Source organism: Congregibacter litoralis KT71 (genome assembly GCF_000153125.2).
Classification (GTDB): Bacteria; Pseudomonadota; Gammaproteobacteria; order Pseudomonadales; family Halieaceae; genus Congregibacter; species Congregibacter litoralis.
In genome coordinates this window covers 2,450,493-2,471,051 of sequence record NZ_CM002299.1, presented here as the reverse complement: position 1 = coordinate 2,471,051, position 20,559 = coordinate 2,450,493, and the positions used below count along the sequence as shown (strand labels likewise).

At 57.3% G+C, this 20,559-nt stretch carries 15 protein-coding genes; 9 read left to right on the top strand and 6 right to left on the bottom strand.

Going from position 1 to position 20,559, the window contains the following annotated elements; translation table 11 throughout:
* Positions 1-38: 38 nt before the first annotated feature.
* On the bottom strand, positions 39-752 hold the full coding sequence (locus tag KT71_RS11275; protein WP_008295272.1) for a MauE/DoxX family redox-associated membrane protein: 714 nt from the start codon (positions 750-752) through the stop codon (positions 39-41).
* A 114-nt stretch (positions 753-866) separates the two neighbouring features.
* Between KT71_RS11275 and KT71_RS11270 the strand changes: the two genes are divergently transcribed.
* The 8 genes from KT71_RS11270 (at position 867) to KT71_RS11235 (ending at position 10,527) form a co-directional block, all read left to right on the top strand.
* Positions 867-1,139 carry a metal-sensitive transcriptional regulator gene (locus KT71_RS11270; protein WP_008295273.1) on the top strand — a complete coding sequence of 91 codons (273 nt, stop codon included), beginning with the start codon at positions 867-869 and terminating at the stop codon, positions 1,137-1,139.
* A 75-nt stretch (positions 1,140-1,214) separates the two neighbouring features.
* Positions 1,215-1,676, top strand: a complete 462-nt coding sequence (locus KT71_RS11265) for a hypothetical protein (RefSeq protein WP_008295274.1) — start codon at positions 1,215-1,217, stop codon at positions 1,674-1,676.
* Positions 1,677-1,758: 82 nt separating this feature from the next.
* Positions 1,759-3,183 carry a TolC family protein gene (locus KT71_RS11260; protein ID WP_008295275.1) on the top strand — a complete coding sequence of 475 codons (1,425 nt, stop codon included), beginning with the start codon at positions 1,759-1,761 and terminating at the stop codon, positions 3,181-3,183.
* Entirely contained in the window at positions 3,180-4,850 is a 1,671-nt protein-coding gene (locus KT71_RS11255) for a heavy metal-binding domain-containing protein (protein WP_023659637.1), read from the top strand. The genes KT71_RS11260 and KT71_RS11255 overlap by 4 nt, the downstream gene beginning before the upstream one ends.
* A 2-nt stretch (positions 4,851-4,852) precedes the next feature.
* The gene (locus tag KT71_RS11250) at positions 4,853-8,752 is read left to right on the top strand and encodes an efflux RND transporter permease subunit (protein WP_152025219.1); all 3,900 of its coding nucleotides are present in this window, start codon (positions 4,853-4,855) and stop codon (positions 8,750-8,752) included.
* A 115-nt stretch (positions 8,753-8,867) separates the two neighbouring features.
* Positions 8,868-9,200 (top strand): hypothetical protein, encoded by a 333-nt coding sequence (locus KT71_RS11245; RefSeq protein ID WP_008295278.1) that lies wholly within the window; start codon positions 8,868-8,870, stop codon positions 9,198-9,200.
* Between the two features lie 95 nt (positions 9,201-9,295).
* Positions 9,296-9,727 (top strand): copper-binding protein, encoded by a 432-nt coding sequence (locus KT71_RS11240; RefSeq protein ID WP_008295279.1) that lies wholly within the window; start codon positions 9,296-9,298, stop codon positions 9,725-9,727.
* 65 nt (positions 9,728-9,792) lie between these two features.
* On the top strand, positions 9,793-10,527 hold the full coding sequence (locus KT71_RS11235; RefSeq protein ID WP_008295280.1) for a PepSY domain-containing protein: 735 nt from the start codon (positions 9,793-9,795) through the stop codon (positions 10,525-10,527).
* A gap of 47 nt (positions 10,528-10,574) precedes the next feature.
* On the opposite strand, the gene KT71_RS11230 is transcribed toward KT71_RS11235, so the two are convergent.
* On the bottom strand, positions 10,575-12,698 hold the full coding sequence (locus tag KT71_RS11230; RefSeq protein WP_008295282.1) for a TonB-dependent receptor: 2,124 nt from the start codon (positions 12,696-12,698) through the stop codon (positions 10,575-10,577).
* Between the two features lie 587 nt (positions 12,699-13,285).
* On the opposite strand from KT71_RS11230, the gene KT71_RS11225 reads away from it, so the two are divergent.
* Entirely contained in the window at positions 13,286-14,815 is a 1,530-nt protein-coding gene (locus KT71_RS11225) for a phospholipase D family protein (protein WP_008295283.1), read from the top strand.
* A gap of 23 nt (positions 14,816-14,838) precedes the next feature.
* Here the strand turns inward: KT71_RS11225 and KT71_RS11220 are convergent, their stop codons facing one another.
* The 4 genes from KT71_RS11220 to KT71_RS11205 all read right to left on the bottom strand — a co-directional run bounded on the left by KT71_RS11220 (position 14,839) and on the right by KT71_RS11205 (position 20,557).
* Positions 14,839-16,026 (bottom strand): aminotransferase, encoded by a 1,188-nt coding sequence (locus KT71_RS11220; protein WP_008295284.1) that lies wholly within the window; start codon positions 16,024-16,026, stop codon positions 14,839-14,841.
* A 161-nt stretch (positions 16,027-16,187) separates the two neighbouring features.
* Positions 16,188-17,504, bottom strand: coding sequence for a sensor domain-containing diguanylate cyclase (locus KT71_RS11215; protein ID WP_008295285.1), 1,317 nt, complete (start codon positions 17,502-17,504; stop codon positions 16,188-16,190).
* A gap of 117 nt (positions 17,505-17,621) precedes the next feature.
* Positions 17,622-19,055, bottom strand: coding sequence for a M16 family metallopeptidase (locus KT71_RS11210; RefSeq protein ID WP_008295286.1), 1,434 nt, complete (start codon positions 19,053-19,055; stop codon positions 17,622-17,624).
* The gene (locus KT71_RS11205) at positions 19,052-20,557 is read right to left on the bottom strand and encodes a M16 family metallopeptidase (protein WP_008295287.1); all 1,506 of its coding nucleotides are present in this window, start codon (positions 20,555-20,557) and stop codon (positions 19,052-19,054) included. The genes KT71_RS11210 and KT71_RS11205 overlap by 4 nt, the downstream gene beginning before the upstream one ends.
* Positions 20,558-20,559 lie beyond the last annotated feature (2 nt).

Genomic DNA, 20,559 nt, shown 5'->3' with positions numbered 1-20,559 from the left:
GCGCATCCCCTAGCGATCATCGTTTACGCATGATCGAGTCAGAGCACTCCTTTCACTGCCATCCACGCGCCCATGGCCACCATCATTAAGCTCTCGGTTAGCGATACAAATCCGAGGGGTACATTGCTATTGCCGCCAACACAGGCGCATTTGAGCTCGCGTTTCTCGACGTATACGGCCTTAATAATGGACACGACGCCAATGCTGCCTATAAAGAGCGCAATCGGGGAAGAGACCCACACCAAAGCCCCGGAGACCATTAATATTCCTGCCAGAGCTTCTGCGAAGGGATAGATATAGCCGTAACGCACCCAGTGCTGCGCCAGAAGATCGTAGTTCAGGAACATGGTGGAAAAGCTCTCGACATCTTGAAGCTTCTGAATCGCAAGGAAGCACATCGATATGGCAACAAACCATTCGAACGCGCGCAGGGTTACGATGCTGCTGAAGGCAAACCAGCTTGTTGCGAGGGCCATCGCCGCAGCGACGGCAAAAATCGCGATTACCGGTCGATAGCTGGTTTCGTTTTCAGACCTCACGGGAAGATCGAAGTACTCACGCAGGTCGTCGTAACCCCCAACGCGCTCGCCATTGATCCAGGACTGTGGCGTTGTCTTGACGCCATGCTCCTCGAGAAAGGCATCGGTTTTGTCGCGCGATGTCAGGTGATGGTCTTCCACCGCAAAGCCCTGCCGCTCAAGGAGGTCCTTGGACTTAATCCCGTAGGGGCAGGTGTGCTTGTCCATGACCATGCGGTAAAGCGTGGCCTTGTTGTGGCTGTTGTCGTCTTCCGGCCTATGGCCTGTCTTTTCTGAAGAAGTCATGACTGCTAGACTACCTACGGGTATGGGGTATATGTCAAGGGTATGAACTTGGAAAAAGAAGCGATCATTAAGCGGCTCAACCGCATTGAAGGACAGGTTCGCGGTATTTCTCGCATGATTGAAAACGAGCGCTACTGCATCGACATCCTCCAGCAAATGCGCGCAATCAAATCGGCCCTGGCGAGGGTCGAGGACGCGGTGCTCAAAGACCACTCAGCGACTTGCGTAGAGAGTGCCATTGCGTCCGGCGACGCGAGGGAGCAGCGGAAAAAATTCAACGAGCTTGTTGAACTGATGGCAAAAGCAAAATCCTGAGCCCGGGACCATCGTGTTCCTGGGAGCTTTCGCTTGTTGACCGATACTCCCTATGGGTATAGGCTCGCAAAGGTTATGAGAATTTCGAAGCTATCCACCATCTTCCTTGCTGTCGCGCTGATGTTGTCCAACATCGCCTGCGCCTGTGCGTGGAGTGGTGTGGCAAGCGACAATAGCGATTCCAGCCAGACGTCCCATCATCACTTGGGCATGGACATGGGTATGGACATGGGCTTGGAAAGCGATGAGCCCTCCGCCAGGATGCCCTGTGCCCACCAGGACTGTGAAGGCTGCGATGAGCTTCAGGATAGCTGTGCAACCCCGGACTACAGGGCGGTATCAACGGAGCGCGATAACCGCCCGGGAACAGCTTTTGAAGCTGATACCTACAGCGGTGATTTCGACCTCATAGATACCGTCGTGGATCCGCCGTGGCATTCACCAATCCTCCAGCGCGTTCCCCCTGTCGAAATCAGCGCCGTCGCTGTCTATCGGCCCGACACACCGGTCAAGCGCAAAGATCAGCTGACCGAATAGCCCCTTTCCCCTAGGCGGGTTTGTCCCGCGGTTTGTGCGCTCTGCGCATATGACAACTAGCCAACATGGAAAGGACCGGCTGATGTTTTCTCAAAAAATGGACGATGCTCACCCCATTGTCGCGATGTTTCCCCTGCGGAGCCCGACCCTGGCGCTCCTTGCTGCGCTGCTTCTACACGGCTGCGCTGGCACGCCGTCGTCTCGATCCGTCGAATCCCCGGCCGTGACGCCGATAGAAACCCTCTCAGAGCGCCCGATCATGCGCAACGAGGAAGCAGTTGCCAACGCCGCCCGGTCCCTGTCGGAGTGGGTGAGCTACGCCCTTGCGAACAACCCCCGTGTTACGGCGGCCCTTGCCAACTATGAAGCAGCAAACAATGATATCGATCAGGCGACGGCGCTTCCGGATCCTCGTTTAAATTTCCGCTACTTCATCGACGAGGTAGAGACTCGTGTGGGGCCACAAAGCTTCGCTGTGGGAATTTCGCAGCCCCTGCCGTGGCTCGGCAAGCTGCGTTTGCAAGGTGAGATCGCCTCGGAAAAAGCCAATGCCGCGGCAACGCGCGTATCGACTATCCAGAATGATGTCATCGCGGAGGTCGCCCATGCCTGGTATGAGCTTTACTACTTCAATCGCGCCCTCAAAATCATGGCTGGTAATCGGGATCTCGTGCAGAACCTGGAGCGCGTCGCCAGAACACGTTATCAAACGGGATCAAGCGGGCATGCTGATGTCATCCGTGCCCAGGTGGAACTGGGAAAAATCGAAAATGATCTCGCCAGTCTCACGGATCGCGAAGCGCCGTTGCTTGCACGACTCAATGCTGCGCTGAATCGGTCCCCCCAGGCCCCGATAAAAATGCCTGAAGAGGCGCCCATCGTCGACGTCGCCTTAGACGATCAATCGATCGTATCCCGTGTTATCGGCAATAACCCGGAACTGCGCGCCCTGTCCTTTGATGTAGCTGCGGCAAAGGCTGCAAGAGAGCGCGCCGACAAAGACTTCTTCCCGGACTTCTCCATCGGCCTCGACTACATCGCCACGGGTGATGCGCGTTCCCCCGACGTAGAAGACAGCGGCAAGGATCCCATCGCCGCTGTGTTTTCCATGACCCTTCCCCTGCAGCGCGGGAAGTACAAAGCGGGTGTCCGCAGCGCTGAAGCGCGTATCGCGGCGCAGAGGGCGCAACGTGCTCAGCACATCAATCGATTAGAGGCAGACACCGTGAGTGCGGTTTTTCGTCTGCGCGACGCGCGCCGGCAAATTGATTTGTATCAGAGGACCCTGTTACCCAAAGCCAATGAATCCCTGGCCGCGACACAGCGCGCCTATAGCGCCGGATCATCCACCTTTGCTGATCTCATCGATGCACAGCGCATGCTGCTGGTCTTTGAACTCGCTGAAGCCCGCGCCATTGCAGACCACAACCAAGCCCGCACAACACTAGAGGAGCTCATCGGCGAGTCCCTTGCCCCTGCGCCAGCTAATCAAGGAGTCTCGCAATGACTAATCAAACATCGATGAACTCAGTCCTTCGACGCCCGGCCGCGATTGCCGTAATAGCCGTTGTTTTGCTTATCGCGCTTGCGGCTTTTTGGCCAGATCCCTCTACTGAGACCACCGAAACACAAGCCGATGAAGCGGCGGCCGGCGAGTCGATGCCTGGCGATGTGCATGCGGGGCACGGAGCAATGAATGCCGATGCGCCTGCAGAGCATGAAGGTCATGACGCGATGGCTATGGACACGCATGCGGGCCATGAAGGCCATGGCGCGATGCAGAGCCCGGCTACACACGCCGGAAGCAGCCATCCACTTGAGCAGCGGTCCGCCGAGGTATGGAGCTGCTCCATGCATCCACACATTAAACGTGACGGCCCTGGGCAGTGCCCGATATGCGGCATGGACCTCATCCCGGTCCGGCAAGAACCGTCCGACATGGATGACCAGGAGCCGCGCCAGATCACGCTATCCACCGCACAGCGAGCTCGCATGCGCATCGCTACCGTGCCGGTCGAGCGGCGCTATCCCACAGCCGAGATCCGACTCGTCGGCAAAGTCACCTATGACGAAACACGGCTTGCCTACATTACCGCTTGGGTGCCGGGGCGCATTGATGATCTGTTGGTTGATTACACCGGGGTTACGGTGCGAAAGGGCGATCACATGGTGGAGCTCTACAGCCCTGAGCTGCTCTCCGCGCAAGAAGAACTGCTGCAAGCCATTCGCGGCATGACGGAGCTCTCAAAAAGTAATGTCGAGTCGTTGCGCCGCTCAGCGGCAGGCACGGTTGACGCCGCGCGCGACAAACTGCGCCTCTGGGGCCTTAGCAGCGAGCAGATCGCGGAGATCGAGCGTAGCGGCAAGACATCGGAACAGGTGACAATCTTTTCGCCTGCGAGCGGCGTCGTAATTCATCGCAATGCCCAGGAAGGCATGTATGTCGACACGGGGACACGTATTTTTACTGTGGCCGACCTCGATGCGGTGTGGGTTCAGCTCGATGCCTATGAGTCAGATCTGCAGTGGCTCCGCTATGGGCAGACCGTGAACTTCACCACAGAAGCCTATCCAGGTGAGCGCTTTAGCGGCGTCGTATCTTTCATCGATCCCGTGCTCAACCCGCAAACCCGCACTGTGAACGTTCGGGTCAATGTCGGTAACAAGGACGGCCGCCTCAAGCCAGAGATGTTCGTTCGCGCTGAAGTCTTCGCGCAGTTCGCAAGCCATGGACGGATCTTCGATGAAAGCCTGATAGGAAAATGGGTGTCACCGATGCACCCAGAGATCATCAAGGATGAACCGGGGCAGTGTGATATCTGCGGTATGGATCTAGTACCGGCGGAATCTCTGGGCTATGCAAGCGCAGGCAAGAGCCATGAAGGCGCGCCTTTGGTGATACCGGCGACGGCCGCCTTGCTGACCGGCACACGCGCTGTCGTTTATGTCGAGCAGCCTGGAGCGGACCGCCCCACGTATGTCGGTCGTGAGGTTGTACTAGGACCGAGAGCCGGGGATAGCTACGTCGTTGAAAGCGGCCTATCGGAAGGCGATCTGGTCGTTGTATCCGGCAATTTCAAGATCGATAGCGCGCTTCAGATCCAAGCTAAGCCCAGCATGATGAACCCCGAGGGCGGTGGAAGTGGCGGCGGCCATGACCACGGTAGCCGGTGATCATGATGAGCGACTCCTACTCAATTATTGATCGGCTGCTGCGTTTTTGTCTTGAAAAGAAGCTGATCGTGGGCCTGCTGTTTATCGGCATTATTGGTTGGGGCATATCCGTTGCTCCCTTCTCCTGGGATGTCGGCAACCTGCCGCGTAGCCCCGTACCGGTCGATGCAATCCCGGACATTGGTGAGAACCAGCAAATCGTATTCACCGAATGGATGGGGCGATCGCCGCAAGATGTAGAGGATCAGATCACCTATCCGCTGACGGTTGCGCTGCTGGGTGTTCCTGGCGTCAAAACCGTTCGCAGCTACTCCTTCTTCGGCTTCTCCACGATCTACATCATCTTCCAGGAAGATGTGGAATTTTATTGGTCACGTAGCCGTGTGCTCGAAAAACTCAATTCGCTACCTCAAGGCACGGTGCCGGCGGATGTGCAGCCGGCCCTGGGACCTGACGCCACGGCGCTTGGACAGGTCTACTGGTACACCCTGGAAGGGCTTGATCCTGATGGCAATCCGACGGGCGGCTGGGGTTTGGAAGAGTTGCGATCGATTCAGGACTGGTACGTGCGCTACGCATTGCTCGCCGCCGAAGGGATCAGCGAGGTCGGCTCCATCGGAGGCTACGTTCAGGAGTATCAGATTGATGTGGATCCCGATGCGATGCGCGCGCACGGCATTACGCTGAACGATGTCTTCAAGGCAACGCGAGCCTCCAACCTCGATGTCGGCGCGCGAACAATTGAAGTGAATGGTGCGGAATACGTCATACGCGGCCTTGGTTTTATTGAGGATATCGAAGACGTCAAATCTATCGCGGTTGGCGTGCGCGATAACGTACCCATTCGAATGCGCGATGTCGCCAATGTGAGCAAAGGTCCGGCATTGAGGCGAGGCGCGCTCGACAAGGGTGGCGCGGAAGCCGTGGGCGGTGTCGTCGTTGTGCGCTATGGCTTCAATCCCTTAGAAGCCATCCAAAATACAAAAGACAAGATCGCTGAAATCTCACCAGGTTTACCTGCCAAAGCAATCGTCAATTATCGAGAGACCTCCCGCGATACTCTTAGCGCGTTTGCCGCTCAGCAAGGCATCAATGCCTTTGCCGGGAGTGAGCTTGATCATGACGCCTGGACGGCGTGGCTACGTGCCAACCCACAAGAATTGTGGCCCGAGGGCGTCACTCTGTCTCAGGTCTCCGTCGTGCCTTTCTACGATCGTACCGGATTGATCAATGAAACCTTGGGAACGCTCAACGATGCACTAGCGCAACAGATCTTCATCACGATCATCGTCATTCTCGTTATGGTGCTGCATTTGCGCAGTTCGATCTTGATCAGCGCGTTGCTGCCCATTGCTGTGCTCATGACATTCATTGCGATGAAGCTCTTTGGTGTGTCCGCCAACATCGTCGCGCTGTCGGGAATCGCGATCGCGATTGGCACCATGGTTGATATGGGGGTGATCATCTGCGAGAACATCTTGCGGCACATGGATGAGAGTGACGGAGAAGAGCCGGCGCTTGAGATCGTTTTCCGGGCGACGCGCGAGGTAGCTGGCGCGGTGCTGACCTCCGTAGCCACTACTGTCGTCAGTTTTCTGCCGGTCTTCACCATGACTGGAGCTGAGGGCAAGCTGTTCACGCCTCTCGCCTTCACCAAAACCTTTGCGCTCATTGCTGCGGTGATTGTGGCGCTCGCCATCATCCCGCCGGCAGCACAAATCCTTTTTTCATCGCGGATCGATTCAGCGCGTCTGAAAAGTGTTTTCCATGTCGGTCTGGTTGTCGCGGGATTGGTAATTGCTGTGCTGTGGAGCCCCCTTGCAGGGTTACTCCTGGCGGGCTTCGCAATGGCGCAGCTGCTGACTAAGCGTCTACCGCACTGGTTGGGAGCAAACAAACCGGCGTTAGCCAGTCTTCTGGTCGCAGGACTGGTTGCGATTCTGTTGGCTGAGGCTTGGATGCCCCTGGGTTTGGGTCGCCATAGCCTGATTAACATTGTCTTTGTGTTCCTGCTCGTCGGCGGTTTGTTATTGGCGTTCATTGCCTATCAGCGTGTCTACCCTCGGTTGCTCGCGTTCTGCCTCGAACGCAAAGCGCTTTTTCTGAGTGTGCCTGTGATGGTCACGTTGCTTGGGGTCATCTCCTGGACGGGCTTCGATAATGCGCTACGCTTTGCTCCTGAGGCGTTGCGCCAAACAGCGGCTTGGCAGGCTGTCAATCGCACGTTTCCAGGACTGGGCAAGGAGTTCATGCCCAACCTGGACGAAGGCTCCTTCCTTTACATGCCCACGATCATGCCGCACGCTTCGATCGGAGAGGCTCAGGATGCGCTGCAGATACTCGATGAAGCTATCGGGTCTATCCCTGAGATCAGCTCAGTAGTCGGCAAGTTGGGCCGTGCGGATACGCCGCTCGATCCCGCGCCTATCTCGATGTTCGAGACAGTCATCAACTATCACCCGGAGTATCGAACCGATGCGAACGGGCGTGTCATGCGCTTTGCCTACGACCGTGACACGGAGACCTTCAAGCGCGATGCACGCGGGGAGCTCATTCCTGATATGGACGGTCAGCCGTTTCGCAATTGGCGGGATCACATCACTTCGACCGACGACATCTGGCGAGAAATCATCGAAGCCGCTGACCTTCCAGGTACAACGTCAGCGCCGAAGCTTCAGCCGATTGCGGCTCGTATTGTCATGCTCCAAAGCGGCATGCGAGCGCCCATGGGGATCAAGGTTAAGGGCCCGAGCTTGGAGACGATTGAGGATGTTGCGCTGCAACTGGAGTCTCTACTCAAACAGGTTCCCAGTATTGAGGCGAACACGGTCACAGCGGATCGATTGGTCGGCAAGCCCTACCTAGAAATCGACCTGGATCGAGAAGCCCTAGCACGCTACGGGTTGCACATTGAAGACGCGCAGCAAGTGATTGAGGTCGCTGTCGGCGGCAAACGCATCACGAGCACGATCGAAGGGCGAGAGCGTTATCCCGTTCGCGTGCGCTACTTCCGCGAACTGCGTGATACGCCAGAAGGACTGGAAGAGATTCTGGTACCCACGCCAAGCGGCGCGCAGATTCCACTCGGGCAGCTTTCGGAGATTCGGTACATCAGAGGTCCACAAGCCATCAAGAGTGAAGACACGTTCCTGGTGGGCTATGTCGTCTTCGACAAGCGCGCCGAAGCGGCTGAAGTCGATGTGGTAGAGGACGCGCAGGCCTTCTTGCGGTCGAAGCTCGACAGTGGAGAGTTTAGTTTACCGGCCGGCGTAAGCTACACCTTTGCCGGTAACTACGAAAACCAGCTCCGCGCGCAGCAAACACTCTCGGTTGTGCTGCCCATTGCCTTGCTTGTCATCTTCCTGATCCTCTACCTGCAGTTCGCATCGGTGACGACAACGCTGATCGTCTTCAGTGGCATTGCTGTGGCCTGGGCCGGCGGCTTTCTGGTCGTTTGGATGTATGGCACGAGCGGCTTCTTAGATTTCTCAGTGTTGGGGGCTAATCTCCGCGAACTTTTCCAGGTTAGCCCTATCAATATGAGCGTCGCAATCTGGGTCGGTTTCTTGGCGCTGTTTGGGATAGCCACCGACAACGGCGTTGTCACGGCGACCTATTTGGATCAGACCCTTGCCCGGACGCCCACACGCGATGTATCGGAAATCAAAAAGCTTGTCGTGAAAGGCGCGACTCGGCGCATTCGGCCGGCACTGATGACGACAGCCACGACGTTGATTGCACTCATCCCAGTGCTAACCTCGGATGGCCGCGGCTCCGACATCATGGTGCCTATGGCCATACCGTCATTTGGGGGCATGTTGGTTGCGGTGATCACCACGCTGCTCGTACCCGTCTTGTATTGTGCAGCAAAAGAACACGTCGCGCGGAGGGCTAACGCATGACTCGCTTCGGTACTCCATTACGTTTTGAATGCGCTGCGGTGGATGGCGTCTCCATGAAAAGGATGGCCCAGATAACCACAGCTTTGTCTGCCATCACCCCAAAGGAGATTTCTCTATGATTAGAACCTTTTCGATAGTACTGCTCATTGCTCTCATGAGTGCGTGTTCATCATCACCGGTGTACCACAAAGTCTTCATGAGAGGGCAGGTGGTTGGCGTCGATGAAGATCAGGTCGTTTTCTGCATCGGTGAGGACTCCGGAGCATCGATTGGTGAAGAGTTCGTCGCCTACCGATACACCTACGAGGACTTCGACGGAGATGGCGAATACTACGACACTATAGAAGTCGGCTCGGTTGTGGTTCGTGAGATTGTAAACCTGCACTTCGCCAAAGGGGTGATCTCCAGTGGAGACGTAACTAAATACGACATTCTTTCTTCTAAATGAAAGCCTTTGACCGTCTAAGTCCGAGGCCGTGCTGGCGCCAGTCTTCGGCGTACAAACGACGTGTGACTTGTTTCAAATCTACTAGGAAATTCAATATGAAAGGCATCAAACCTATTCTGATTAACCTGCTGGTATTAATCCTCGCTGGCTGTGGCGGTACCGAGGACACGACTTCGTCACAAGCCGTCGATGCGCAAACATCGAGCGGTATGCCAAGACAAATGATGGATCACGGTGCACAAGCCATGGAAGAGTCCGTTGGATACGCCACTGGCGTGATTCGTTCTGTTGGGGATCAGGGCAACACGCTGACTATCGATCATGGACCTTTCAAGGGCGATATTGAGATGGACGCGATGACAATGCGCTATGGCGTGTCAAAAGACGTGGATGTTTTGGCGTTCACTGAAAACACCGAAGTGGCGTTCTTGGTCAAGCACGGAAGAGATGGCTCGTACCGAGTTATGGCGCTTTGCAACACCAAAACTGATGGAGCCAACTGCCTTGATGCCAAGATTGAAAAGTAAAGAAGCACCGTCGGCCCAGTGCCGCTTCTACCGCCAGGATTTTGCAGCGGCTCCGGCCGGCTTCGGTGGCTCCGCTCGCTCTTCATCATATCGATGTCGCCATGAGAAAGAGTAAGCACTTCTACGTGCGTAAAGCGCACCGCTGGATAAGCATTTTCGTTGGCGTCCAGCTACTGATGTGGACAGCAAGCGGCCTCTACTTCAGCTGGACGGATATCGACGAAATACACGGCGACCAGTTTTTGGCTCCCGGCGCTCAAAGCACAGCGCTTCGCGATCTGAGGTTCCCTGATTTAGATATGGAGGTATCCGGGCTGGGTCTGCGGTTTATCGACAATCGGGCTCACCTGTGGATCAACGGCGCTGTCCTCATCGACCCTGCAAACGGGACGGTGAAGCCGGGTGTCTCGAAGGATGAAGCTGAAGGAATCGCCCGGCGGCACATCAAGGACGAGTACCACTTGGTGTCCAGCACCTTACTGACTGAGGCAGGCAGGCATCATGAATATCGAGGAAGGCCCTTACCAGCCTGGGTAATCACCTTTGCAGGCCCGACAACATTGACGGCTTATGTCTCCCAGCGAGATGGCAGTTTTCAGCGAGTGAGGCATCGGTCCTGGCGCATCTTCGATTTTCTCTGGATGCTCCACACCATGGACTATCAAGGTCGAGACGACTTCAACAATGCTGTGCTCAGGGCTTTTTCGCTGTTCGCGCTTTCCGTTGTGCTGACAGGTTTTATTCTGTTTTTCGTGTCTAGAGCGAATAGAAACGCGCAAAAACTGAAGGCAGGTCGATAAAAAAAGGCCCTTCTTCTCAGAGAGAAGAAGGGCCCGTTTTGCTTGCTTTAGAACGTGAGGCGCAGGCCTGCTTCGACACTCTCTCCGGCTTGAGGCGCAAAATTACGCAGGAAAGAAGTGCTCAGACGAATTTCCTCGTCGGAGATGTTTTTCAGCTTGAGAAAAGCAAGGAGCTCGGTGCCACCGCTGAACTGCAGGTTGTAGTCGATGCCGCCGTCCCAGCGCGTATAGCCTTCGGTCTCCGTTTCAAAATCACCGGGGTTATCCTGATCGCTGGCGTTCAGAACCCGCACATAGGCCCCCAGGGAGTCGCTGCGCCACGACAGCTCGCTTCCTACGCGCATCGGTGGCAAGCGGGGTACGTCGCCGGCGGAGTCAAACTCACCGGTAATCATGTCGCCGAAAATGCCTAGCGCGAGATTGCCGCCCGCCAGGGTCGCCAGATCAAAGCTTGACTCAAATTCGACGCCGTAAAAGTCCGCGTCGTCCTGTTCGTACTCATAAACCGGCGTTTCATCCACCTCACCGCCCGTGTTCAGCAGAAAGATGTAATCGCTGAGGCTATTGTAGAAAAAAGTCAGTTCCGCAAATGACTTCTCTCCCTGCCAGGTGAGGGAGAGATCGCCGTTCAGGGATACCTCCGTATCAAGATTGGGGTCGCCGATCTCGATAATGCCCGTAGCAGCATGCGTTACGAGCTCTTCTTCCGAATTGTTCAAGTTAGAGAACAGTTCTTCCGTCGAGGGAGCGCGCTCTGATCGGGACAAGGACACTCCAAGGCTGAGGCTTTCGTTAATGGGATAGAGCGCCGAACCCGAAAGGCTGTGGCTGGTAAAGTCTTCTTCAAGTCCCGTAGCCGGGTCACGCTCGACATAATCCAAACGACCACCGGCCTCAAACTGCCAGTCCCCCGCGTGAAAATCCTGGACGTAGAAGCCACCCCACTCGACGGAGTCAGTTTCTGGAACATAGGCTTCTTCGCCTATGGCCGAGAACTCATCCCCCTTGAATTGCAGGCCCAATACACCGTGATTGGCGCCCTCGCGCACAAGCTCCATACGACCCTCGTAGGTCTCGCGGCTGAATTGTGTGCCGATTTCCGTGCCTTCAAGCTCAACGTGCTCGTAGTCCGTATAGGTCAGGTAGGCACGCGCCACATCGATGAACCCGGGCACAATGTCGTGCATGTGCAGCTGTGTGTCATAACGTTCCTGCTGGAGGTTGATGCGGATGATTTCCTCTTCTTCCTCCTCTTCTCCGTGCTCCTCGCCCTCGTGCTCCTCACCTTCATGCTCTTCTTCGTGGCCGTGCTCGTGCGCGCCGGGGGGAATGCCGTAGTTGGTTTCGAAGCTGTTATAGGAGAAGCCGATGAAATCGCGCTCACCGAAGTGATAGCTGCCTCCGATATTGAACACATCGGAATCGCCATTGCTGTTGGCGATAAACCCGTCGGAGTTCTCGAACTCTTCTTCATCGTGCTCTTCGCCTTCGTGGTCCTCGTCGTGACCGCCGAGAAGCTCTTCCTGCATTTCTACCGCTTCCTCGTCGATGGCGAGGCCCGGGATGCTCATGTCATCAAAGTCACGAAAGGTACCGCTGACATGGAAAGCAAAGTCGCCGGCGCCACCCTCAAGCTTCAAGACACCGGTATTCATTTCCGGGGCGTCGTCGTAGCGATACTCGACAGCGCCCTGTATGCCGTCGATACGTTTGGCGGGAATACGGTTGTCGATGGTGTTGATGACACCGCCAATGGCACCGCCACCGTAGAGCAGGGTAGAGGGGCCGCGGAGCACCTCGACGGTCTCCGCCAGCATGGGCTCGATACCCACCGCGTGGTCCGGGCTGAGGCTCGATACATCCCCAGCGGCTATGGCGTTGCTGAGGTTGACGGTGCGGGGGCCCGCCTGGCCCCTGATCACTGGTCGACCCACGCCGGGGCCGAAGGATGAGTTGGAAATACCCGGTTTGTCACCGAGAGTTTCGCCGAGGGTGCTGCTGGCAAGGCGTTGTAACTCATCGCCGCTGAGTACCGTGACCGGCAAGGCGGTTTCTGCCGCTTTCTTGTGAATGGGAACGGTGACGAGCACGTGCTCGAGACGGGTGTCGGGTGCTTGTGCCATAGCCTGGCTTGCGGCGCCAATACAGGCCGCGAGAATCGTACGCTTCATGGGTCTCTCCTAAAAATAGAATATGTGGTGGTTCTTTAGGAGAGTGGGGGTGGTCCTCGGGCGTTGAGACGGTAGTGGACACGAAGAGCTGCGCGAGCCAGCGGCGGTTGCACCGCATCGACTCCACTGGCGGTTCCTTGTGCAGCGTCAACTTGTGTCGAAGGGGTAGGCTGGTCGTGCTCAAACTGACACACCGGACATTCGCCAATGGGACAGTCGTCTGCGTGGAGATGTCCCGCAAGCGCCACCTGCAAAGCAATGAACAGCACTAGCGCGATAGCCGGTGCCCAATGGGAGCTTGCTTTTATAGACGTTAATCTCAGCACGCGGCGGATACTACTATAACTCCGACGCAACAAAAACTCGGCCAGAACCAGACTCTGGACTTTTTTGCTGCCTGCGGCACACTCCTCGTTAAGTTCTCCAAGGTGGTTCCACATGCGGGCGGCGCATCACCTGCCCGATAAGTCGATCAGAGTATCTGGAGGCGCCTACTTCATCACCACGGCTATGTAGGAGATTATGCTTTTTTGCGGTCAGCGTAGCGGTTGGCTTCTGGAGCTGATGTTTTACCAAGGAGCCTTTGAATGCCCCTGATATTCCGTCTTTATCTGATACTCGTCGCTTCCTTGCTCGCTGCCTGCTCCACGGTAGATTTTGATCAACCCAAGGCGGCGAGTTACGCGAACCTCGACACCAGCGACACGCGTCTGGGCCGAAATCTTGCACCCCTGCGGGAGGCACGGCATCCCGAGTCTGGGTTCTCTCCCCTGTCCCTGGGCATCGATGCGCTGTCCGCGCGACTGCTGCTGATTGGCCTGGCCGAAAAAAGCCTGGATGTGCAGTACTACCTGGTGGGGAATGATCCTATTGGCGCAGTGTTTTTTGAGGCCCTGCTCAAAGCCGCGGACCGTGGTGTTCGCGTACGTCTGCTCATCGATGATATTGGCACGCGTACCATCGAGCATCAGCTGGCTCCCCTAGACAGTCATCCCAACCTCCAGCTCCGCCTGTTCAACCCCTTCGCGAACCGCAATGCCCGGGGTCTGGATGCCTGGGACTTGCACCGTCTGTCGCGACGTATGCATAACAAGACGCTTATTGCTGACCAGGAGTTGCTTATCCTGGGGGGTAGGAATATCGCGACGGAATACTTCGCGGCAAATCCCGCCTATAACTTCGGTGATGTGGACGCGGTCGCCATGGGTACCGTGGCGAGAGATGCCTCTACCATGTTTGATCGCTACTGGAACGATCGCTACAGCATTCCCTTTGAGCATCTCACTGACCCCGAAAAAAATGCTCTCAGCCTCGAGACCCTGCGCCTGGAGTTGAAGGAGCGGTCTCAGGAACTTGCCGGCTCAGCCTACGGCTCGCTGGTGGGGGACCGCGCTCTGGCTATGACGGACATTCACGCCGACGAGTACTTCTGGTCGCCTTATCAGCTGATTTACGACAATCCCCAAAAGGCACTCTCTCAGGAGGCGCCCCCCGAAGAAAAGCTGAGCTACTCCCTGGGCAAGGTGGCGGGCGATGCGAAGGAAGAGATCTTTGTGTTGTCGCCTTATTTTGTGCCGCGCAAGGCCGGTGTTGATTGGCTGTCAGCTATTGCGGACCGGGGGGTGCAGATAGATATTCTGACCAATGGCCTCGCCGCTAACGACCATATTGTGGTTCACGGTGGCTACGCGCCCGCCCGAAAACCGCTTCTTCGCAAGGGCGCGCGGTTCTTTGAGCTCCGTGGCGATATTGTTATGGAGGGCACGAAAGCATCCGAAGCGTCTGAGGCCAAAAGCAAACTGCATGGCAAGGCGTTTGTCGTAGACCGGCGCCATTTGTTTATTGGGTCGTTCAACTGGGATCCCCGTTCGGCAAATCTCAATACGGAGATGGGGGTGCTGATAGACAGCGAGGCCTTTGCCGGTGCCTTCGCCGAAGGAATGTATGAAGCTCTCGATGAAAATGCCTACGAGGTGTTTTTAGAGGATGGCGCCCTACGGTGGCGTGCCCAAAGGGAGGGCACTACGGAAGTGTTACGTAAGGAACCGGAGGTGAGCTGGTGGACGCGCTTTCTCGCGAACTTGTCGCGCTTGCTACCCATTCGCGGGCAGCTTTAGAGCAGCTTAAATGAGGGATGGGCCTAGGGTGCCTGGGCCGCGCTGGCCTGGAGACGCCTGGCCAGTTCGTCCATATCCGACGCTTCGATATTGGCAAAAGCAAAGCGCAGGAAACGTTCCTGACCCGGACCAAAGAAACTTCCCGGCAGACACAGGATGTTCTGCTCGTCGGCCAGACGTCGGGCGACTTCCCGGGCGCTTTGTAATTCAAAGGGGTGGCGGATATAGGCAAAGTAGCCACCGGCTGATATGAGCTCGTAGCCCAGATCGTTTTCCCGGAAAACGCGTTTCATGGCGTTTTCTCTGCCGGCGAGCAAGGCCCGCTTCTCCGCGACCCAGGGCCATGAATGCTTGAGTCCGAAGAGTGCTGCATCCTGGGAAATGCGTGGCGTGCAGATCTGCACCGTGTCCATCACCTTTGCCACGGCATCAATGACCCGCGCGCTGGCGGACACCGCTCCTATGCGATATCCCGTGAGGCTGAAGGTTTTTGAAAAGCTGTAAAGCTGCACGAGGGTCTCATCCCAATGGTTCTTCTGAATGAGATCATGGGGCGGTCCCTGCTCATCGGTCAGAAAATCGCGGTAGGTTTCATCGAGGATCAGGGCGATACCGCGCTCCGCCGCAAGATCCCGAAACTCACTGATCACCGCCGGTGGATAGACAGCGCCCGTGGGGTTGCCGGGCGAGACCAGGACGATGGCCTTGGTCTCGTCCGTAAGTAGCGCTGCGGCCTCTTTTGGATCAGGCACGCCGGCGCGGTCGTGACGGAAGGGCAGGTGGATAGGCTCAATGCCAAGCATTTCCAACCACATCTGATGATTGAAGTAGTAAGGGACGGGCAGCATGACGGCATCCCCTGCGCGCGCCAGGGCCTGAATTGCGAGGCAAAAGGCCTGATTACAGCCGGCGGTGATAAGGATGTTTTCGGCGGCGACATAGCCCCGGTAACGCTGACTGACGTGGTTGGCAAGAGTCTCCCGCAGCTCCGGTATACCCTTGATACCCGTGTATTGCGCGGTTTCGAAGAGAGCCGCGCGTTCGGCCACGTGCTCCGTGATCTCTTTTGCCGGCGGATAGCTGGGTACCCCCTGAGCCAGATCCAGGAGGGGCTTGTCCGCGGGAAATTCCCGTCCTTCGATCCACGAGTGAGCCTCGGCGATGGGTGGATCGATAGCGTTAAGTACATCGGGATTAAGCGCGAGTTTCATGAATCATTGGCCGGCGTGTTAAGGAAAAGCGCCCAAGGTTAGATCCTTTTAGCCGGTATAGGAAGCCAATATTGCCGAGTGGAAGAGGAGGTTACGCCCCAGGGTGCAGGAGACTAGCGGTCGGTCCGGGGGAGCAACGGTGGCGGCTCCCTACACGGGGGTCAGCCTGTGCCGGGCGTCGGTTGCACCTTGTTCTTGCCGCTACTTTTCGCCCGGTAAAGCTGCTTGTCTGCGGCTTCGATAAGCGTCTCCGCAGCATCCTTGCTGTCCGGGTGCATCGCCGCTACCCCAAGGCTGATGGTGACTACGGACGCCCCGTCGCCACAGGCCTTTCGTGCAATGCCGAGCGCCTCGACGGCCTGGCGACACTGCTCGGCGACGCTGGCCGCATCCTCAAGGGAGAGTCCCGGGAGTATAATCGCTAACTCTTCACCGCCGTAACGCGCGACGCAATCACCGACGCGGTTACCGAATGCCTCAATGGCAGCGGCGATGTTTTTTAGACAGTCATCTCCCGCCAGATGCCCAAAATCATCGTTGAAGGCTTTGAAGTCATCAATGTCAGCGAGGACCAAAGCGAGCTCTGTGCCATGACGGCTGGCGCGTCGCCACTCGTTTTCCAGCGCTGTATCGAACCTCCGTCGATTACCGATACCCGTGAGTCCGTCGGTCATGGATAGCTTGGCGAGGCTGTCGTTCAACTGCTCGGCAGCGATCTCCGCCTGTTTTTCCGCCGAGATGTCCTGGATAAGACTGACAAAGTACTGGGGGTGGTCGGCTGCATCCCTCACCAAGCTGACCGTTAGGCGGGCCCAGAAGTAATGCCCCTGTTCATGGCGATAGCGTTTCTGCATGGAGTAGGTGCTGCGAAGTCCCGCAAGCATCTCCTCGACATAGTGCAGGTCCTCATCGAGATCATCCGGGTGGGTAAGGTCCTGAAACGTCAGCGGAAGGAGATTCTCCTCGGAATAGCCGAGGATCTCGCAGAGCTTTTCGTTGCATTCCAGCCAACTGCCATCCAGATTCACTCGGGCAATACCAATGCCCGCGGCGCCGAAGACGTGTTTAAAGCGATTTTCTGAGTCCTTGATGCGCTCATATTCCGAGACATCCGTGAAGGCTGCCAGACGATAGTGCGTATCGGCCACCGGGAAAACGTGGGGCGTGACCATTACCTGCTTGATGCGGTGATGACCCAGGGACAGTTTGAGGGCGTAAGGTGTCGTATTTTGGGAGGCAAAGCGCTCCCGCATGGAGGATTGTTCATCGGGTGTGATGTGATCAAAGACCGGGGTGCCAATGAGGTCCCCTTCAGGTTTTTCCAGAACTTCACAGAAGGCAGCGTTCGCCGCGACGATCAGTCCGTTCTCAGTGATGACGAAGGCTCCGAGCCAATCGAGGCTTCGGGTCACGGCCTGGGGACCGTCCTCCTGAAAAAGCTGAATGAAAAAGTCATCCAGGGCGTACCGCGGATTCAAGCTCTGACTCCTGCCCGTTGTTTACTGCCAGCTACCGAGAGCCTTCTGGCAATCTTTGAATAACCCTATCATCAAATTGGTGATCCCGCTTCTGAAATTTGGGAGCTCCGGTGCGGCCTAGGGTGATGTCCCAGACCATGCCTGCAATTGCGGCTCCGATTCGATGGCGGGGGCGCCCTCTATCTTATCCAGGGGGCCTAAAACGGCCACAATCATGCGCTCCGGGTGAATGTAGCGTTGCGCCGCAGCGCGCACGGACTCCGCAGTGACGGCGGCCACGCGATCAGGATAACTGGCGGAGGTTTCGTGATCTCCCCGGCTGAGCCACTCCTTGGCGTAGGCCTGGGTGGTATCGACACCTGTGGCGTAGCGCGTGGCGTAAATCCCATCCACCAAGGCACCTTTGGCCACAAAGAGTTCGTCGTCCGTAGCGAGAGATTCGCGGATACGCGTTAGTTCCCGGAAGGTGACGTCCACAAGCAGGCGCACCGCCTCCGGCCGACCATAGGTGCGGAAGGAGTAGGCACCGGGACCTCTGATGCCGGGCTCAAGGAAGGCGCTGTTGTCATTGGTCAGGCCGCGGGTTTCCCGGGAACTTCGATAGAGGCGGGAATCGAGATGATAGGCGCCGAGGATGTAATCCATAACATCCAGTGCCGCCTGGTCCTCCACGGGAACCCGGGGTAGCTCATGACCGATAACCACCCAACCCTGAATGCGGTCCGCATCCGATAGCAACAACTCCCGCTCTTGCGGGGGAGAGAGGGGTGGAAACGTCGTTGGAGCAGGGGGCGCGTTGTCAGCCAGGGAGCCAAAGGCCTTGCGGGTCGCCTTCACGACGCTATTCCGCTTGAAGTCGCCTGCCACCGCCAGAGTGGTGTTTTTTGCCACGACATAGCGCTTATGGAGGCTTCGTGCTCCGGTGCCTGCGGCAGCGGTACCTTGTTCGGCGGTCGCCTTTCGTCCAAAGGGATGGTTGGCGAAAAGCCGTTTTTCGAACATCGCTACCGCATTCACCAGGGAATAGTTGTAGTCGATGCTGGGGCTGGTGGTGCTTTGAATGGCAAGGGATTCAGCGCCTTCAAATGCCGGAGCGCTGAGCACGGCGGCTAACAGTGTAAGGGCGTCAGCGGTTTTGGCGGCGGGCACATCCAAGAAGACTTCGGTGAGCTCGTGGTGTTGCCTCACACGAAACTCTGCGTTCATTGTGCCGAGGAGGCTTTGAAACTCATCCCGTGCCATAGAGGCGGGACCCCGGCGCAGGGCGGCGGCCAGGGCTGGGGCCTCGCCGGGGGCGCCATGGCCGCTGCCGACACCGATATACGCCGTGAGCGTCGTAAGCGGGGCGCGATGATCCTCGGCCACATAGGCAACTAACCCGTTGTCCAGCATCACTTGCATTGATTCCGGAGCGGGTCGCTCAGCTTTTACGGCGGGCAGGGCCATGCGCTGGGGGTGCGTGGTGTCCTGGGCCGTAACCGGGCCGACAACCATTCCAAAAATTGCGATGGCTGCCGTAAGGGAGCCGACAGTGCTTCTGAACATCTTCATGGCTGCATCTCCGCCGTTGCCACAGTCTGGCGCGGACGGGCAATGCCCACGCTGCGATTGTCGACGACGAGATAAGTGCCCGCCAGGCGCTCTATATCCCCGGTCTCCACAGTGTCCCGCGCCGCAAGGTACTTCGGCAGTGTTTTCCAGCTGTCCATGGTCTGAAAGTGGCCTATCTCAAAGGCCAGGGCGCTGGCATCGCGCATGGTGCGGAACCATTGGGTGCGCAAGGCTGCCTTGGCAGTTTGAAGCTCGTCTTTACTGACGCCTTCGCCGAGGGTCGCCAGAGTTTCTTCAAGCACGGCCTCCGCCGCGGCCAGGTCCCCGGCATCGCTCAGGATCAATTCGAAGTTCATCGTGGCGGGAACGCCAAAGCGCTGGGTATGCACCACCCGGGTATTGACGTTTACCGTCGCGGCCAGCTCCGCGTCCTCGACGGCACTCTCCAGACGGGCGCTGGTGACTTCGCCCAGAACATCGAACATTGGGCGGTCCGGGTGCCCTACGGCAGGGATGAGATAGCGAAATTCGACGCGGGGACTGATCTCATTATTTCGATAGATCAGTCGCCGCTCGGCACCGGGTCGCGGCTCGATGGCAGGGGTTCGCGTGGGCTCGGGGGCGGGCTCCATCCAGCCAAAGTAATGCTCCACTCGGGGGATCATAGCTTCGAGACTGACGCCGCCGATGAGGACGATGGTGCTGTTGTTGACGACGAAATACTCCTCATAGAGCGCGCGTTGCGTCGTTCGCGTGTATTCGTAAAAATCGCTCATATAGCCCTCGGGCCAAAACACCGGATGGATCAGCCCTGCCACGGCATTCATTTGCTCGTAATAGGGCGTGGAGGGTTTGTTGAGGTCTCCGAGACGCTGCTCCACGAGAATCATGCGTTCCTGATCAAACTCCCGAAACACGGTGTTCGCCATGCGGTCTGCTTCGATTCTGAAGAACAGATCGATGCGCTCCACGGGAAGATTGATGTCGAACTTCATGTACTCCTGTTCCGTGGTGGCGGTGAGATTGGTCCCGCCATAGGCCTGATACCACTTGTTCAGGGCGCCGTTTTCCCGGTATTGCGAGGCTTCCTCTTCCAGTGCAGCGAGCTCTGCCTGCAATGCTTCCATGCGGGCCGTGGCCTCGCCGTGCCGGTAGTCATCCATGGCTCCACGCTGACGAATGAGGTTTCGGGCCCGGTTCTTCTCTTCGATGTAGTCGGCTTCCACAGCTTTCATGCGTTCTCTTATGGGAGCCTCCGCAGACCAGTTCGTGGTACCCAGAGAGGGCGTTCCCTTGAACATGATGTGCTCCTGAAAATGCGCCGCCCCCAGGAGCCCGGGCGTTTCATGGATGGCACCCATGTCCGTAAAAATCTTCGCTTCTACCCGCTTATCCCCGGGACGCTCCAGAACCAACAGGCGCAGACCGTTTTCAAAGCGATGCTCCCGTATCGGCAGATCGTAGGGCGATGCCGCTTCCGCGGCGGTGCTGGTCAGAGCCATGG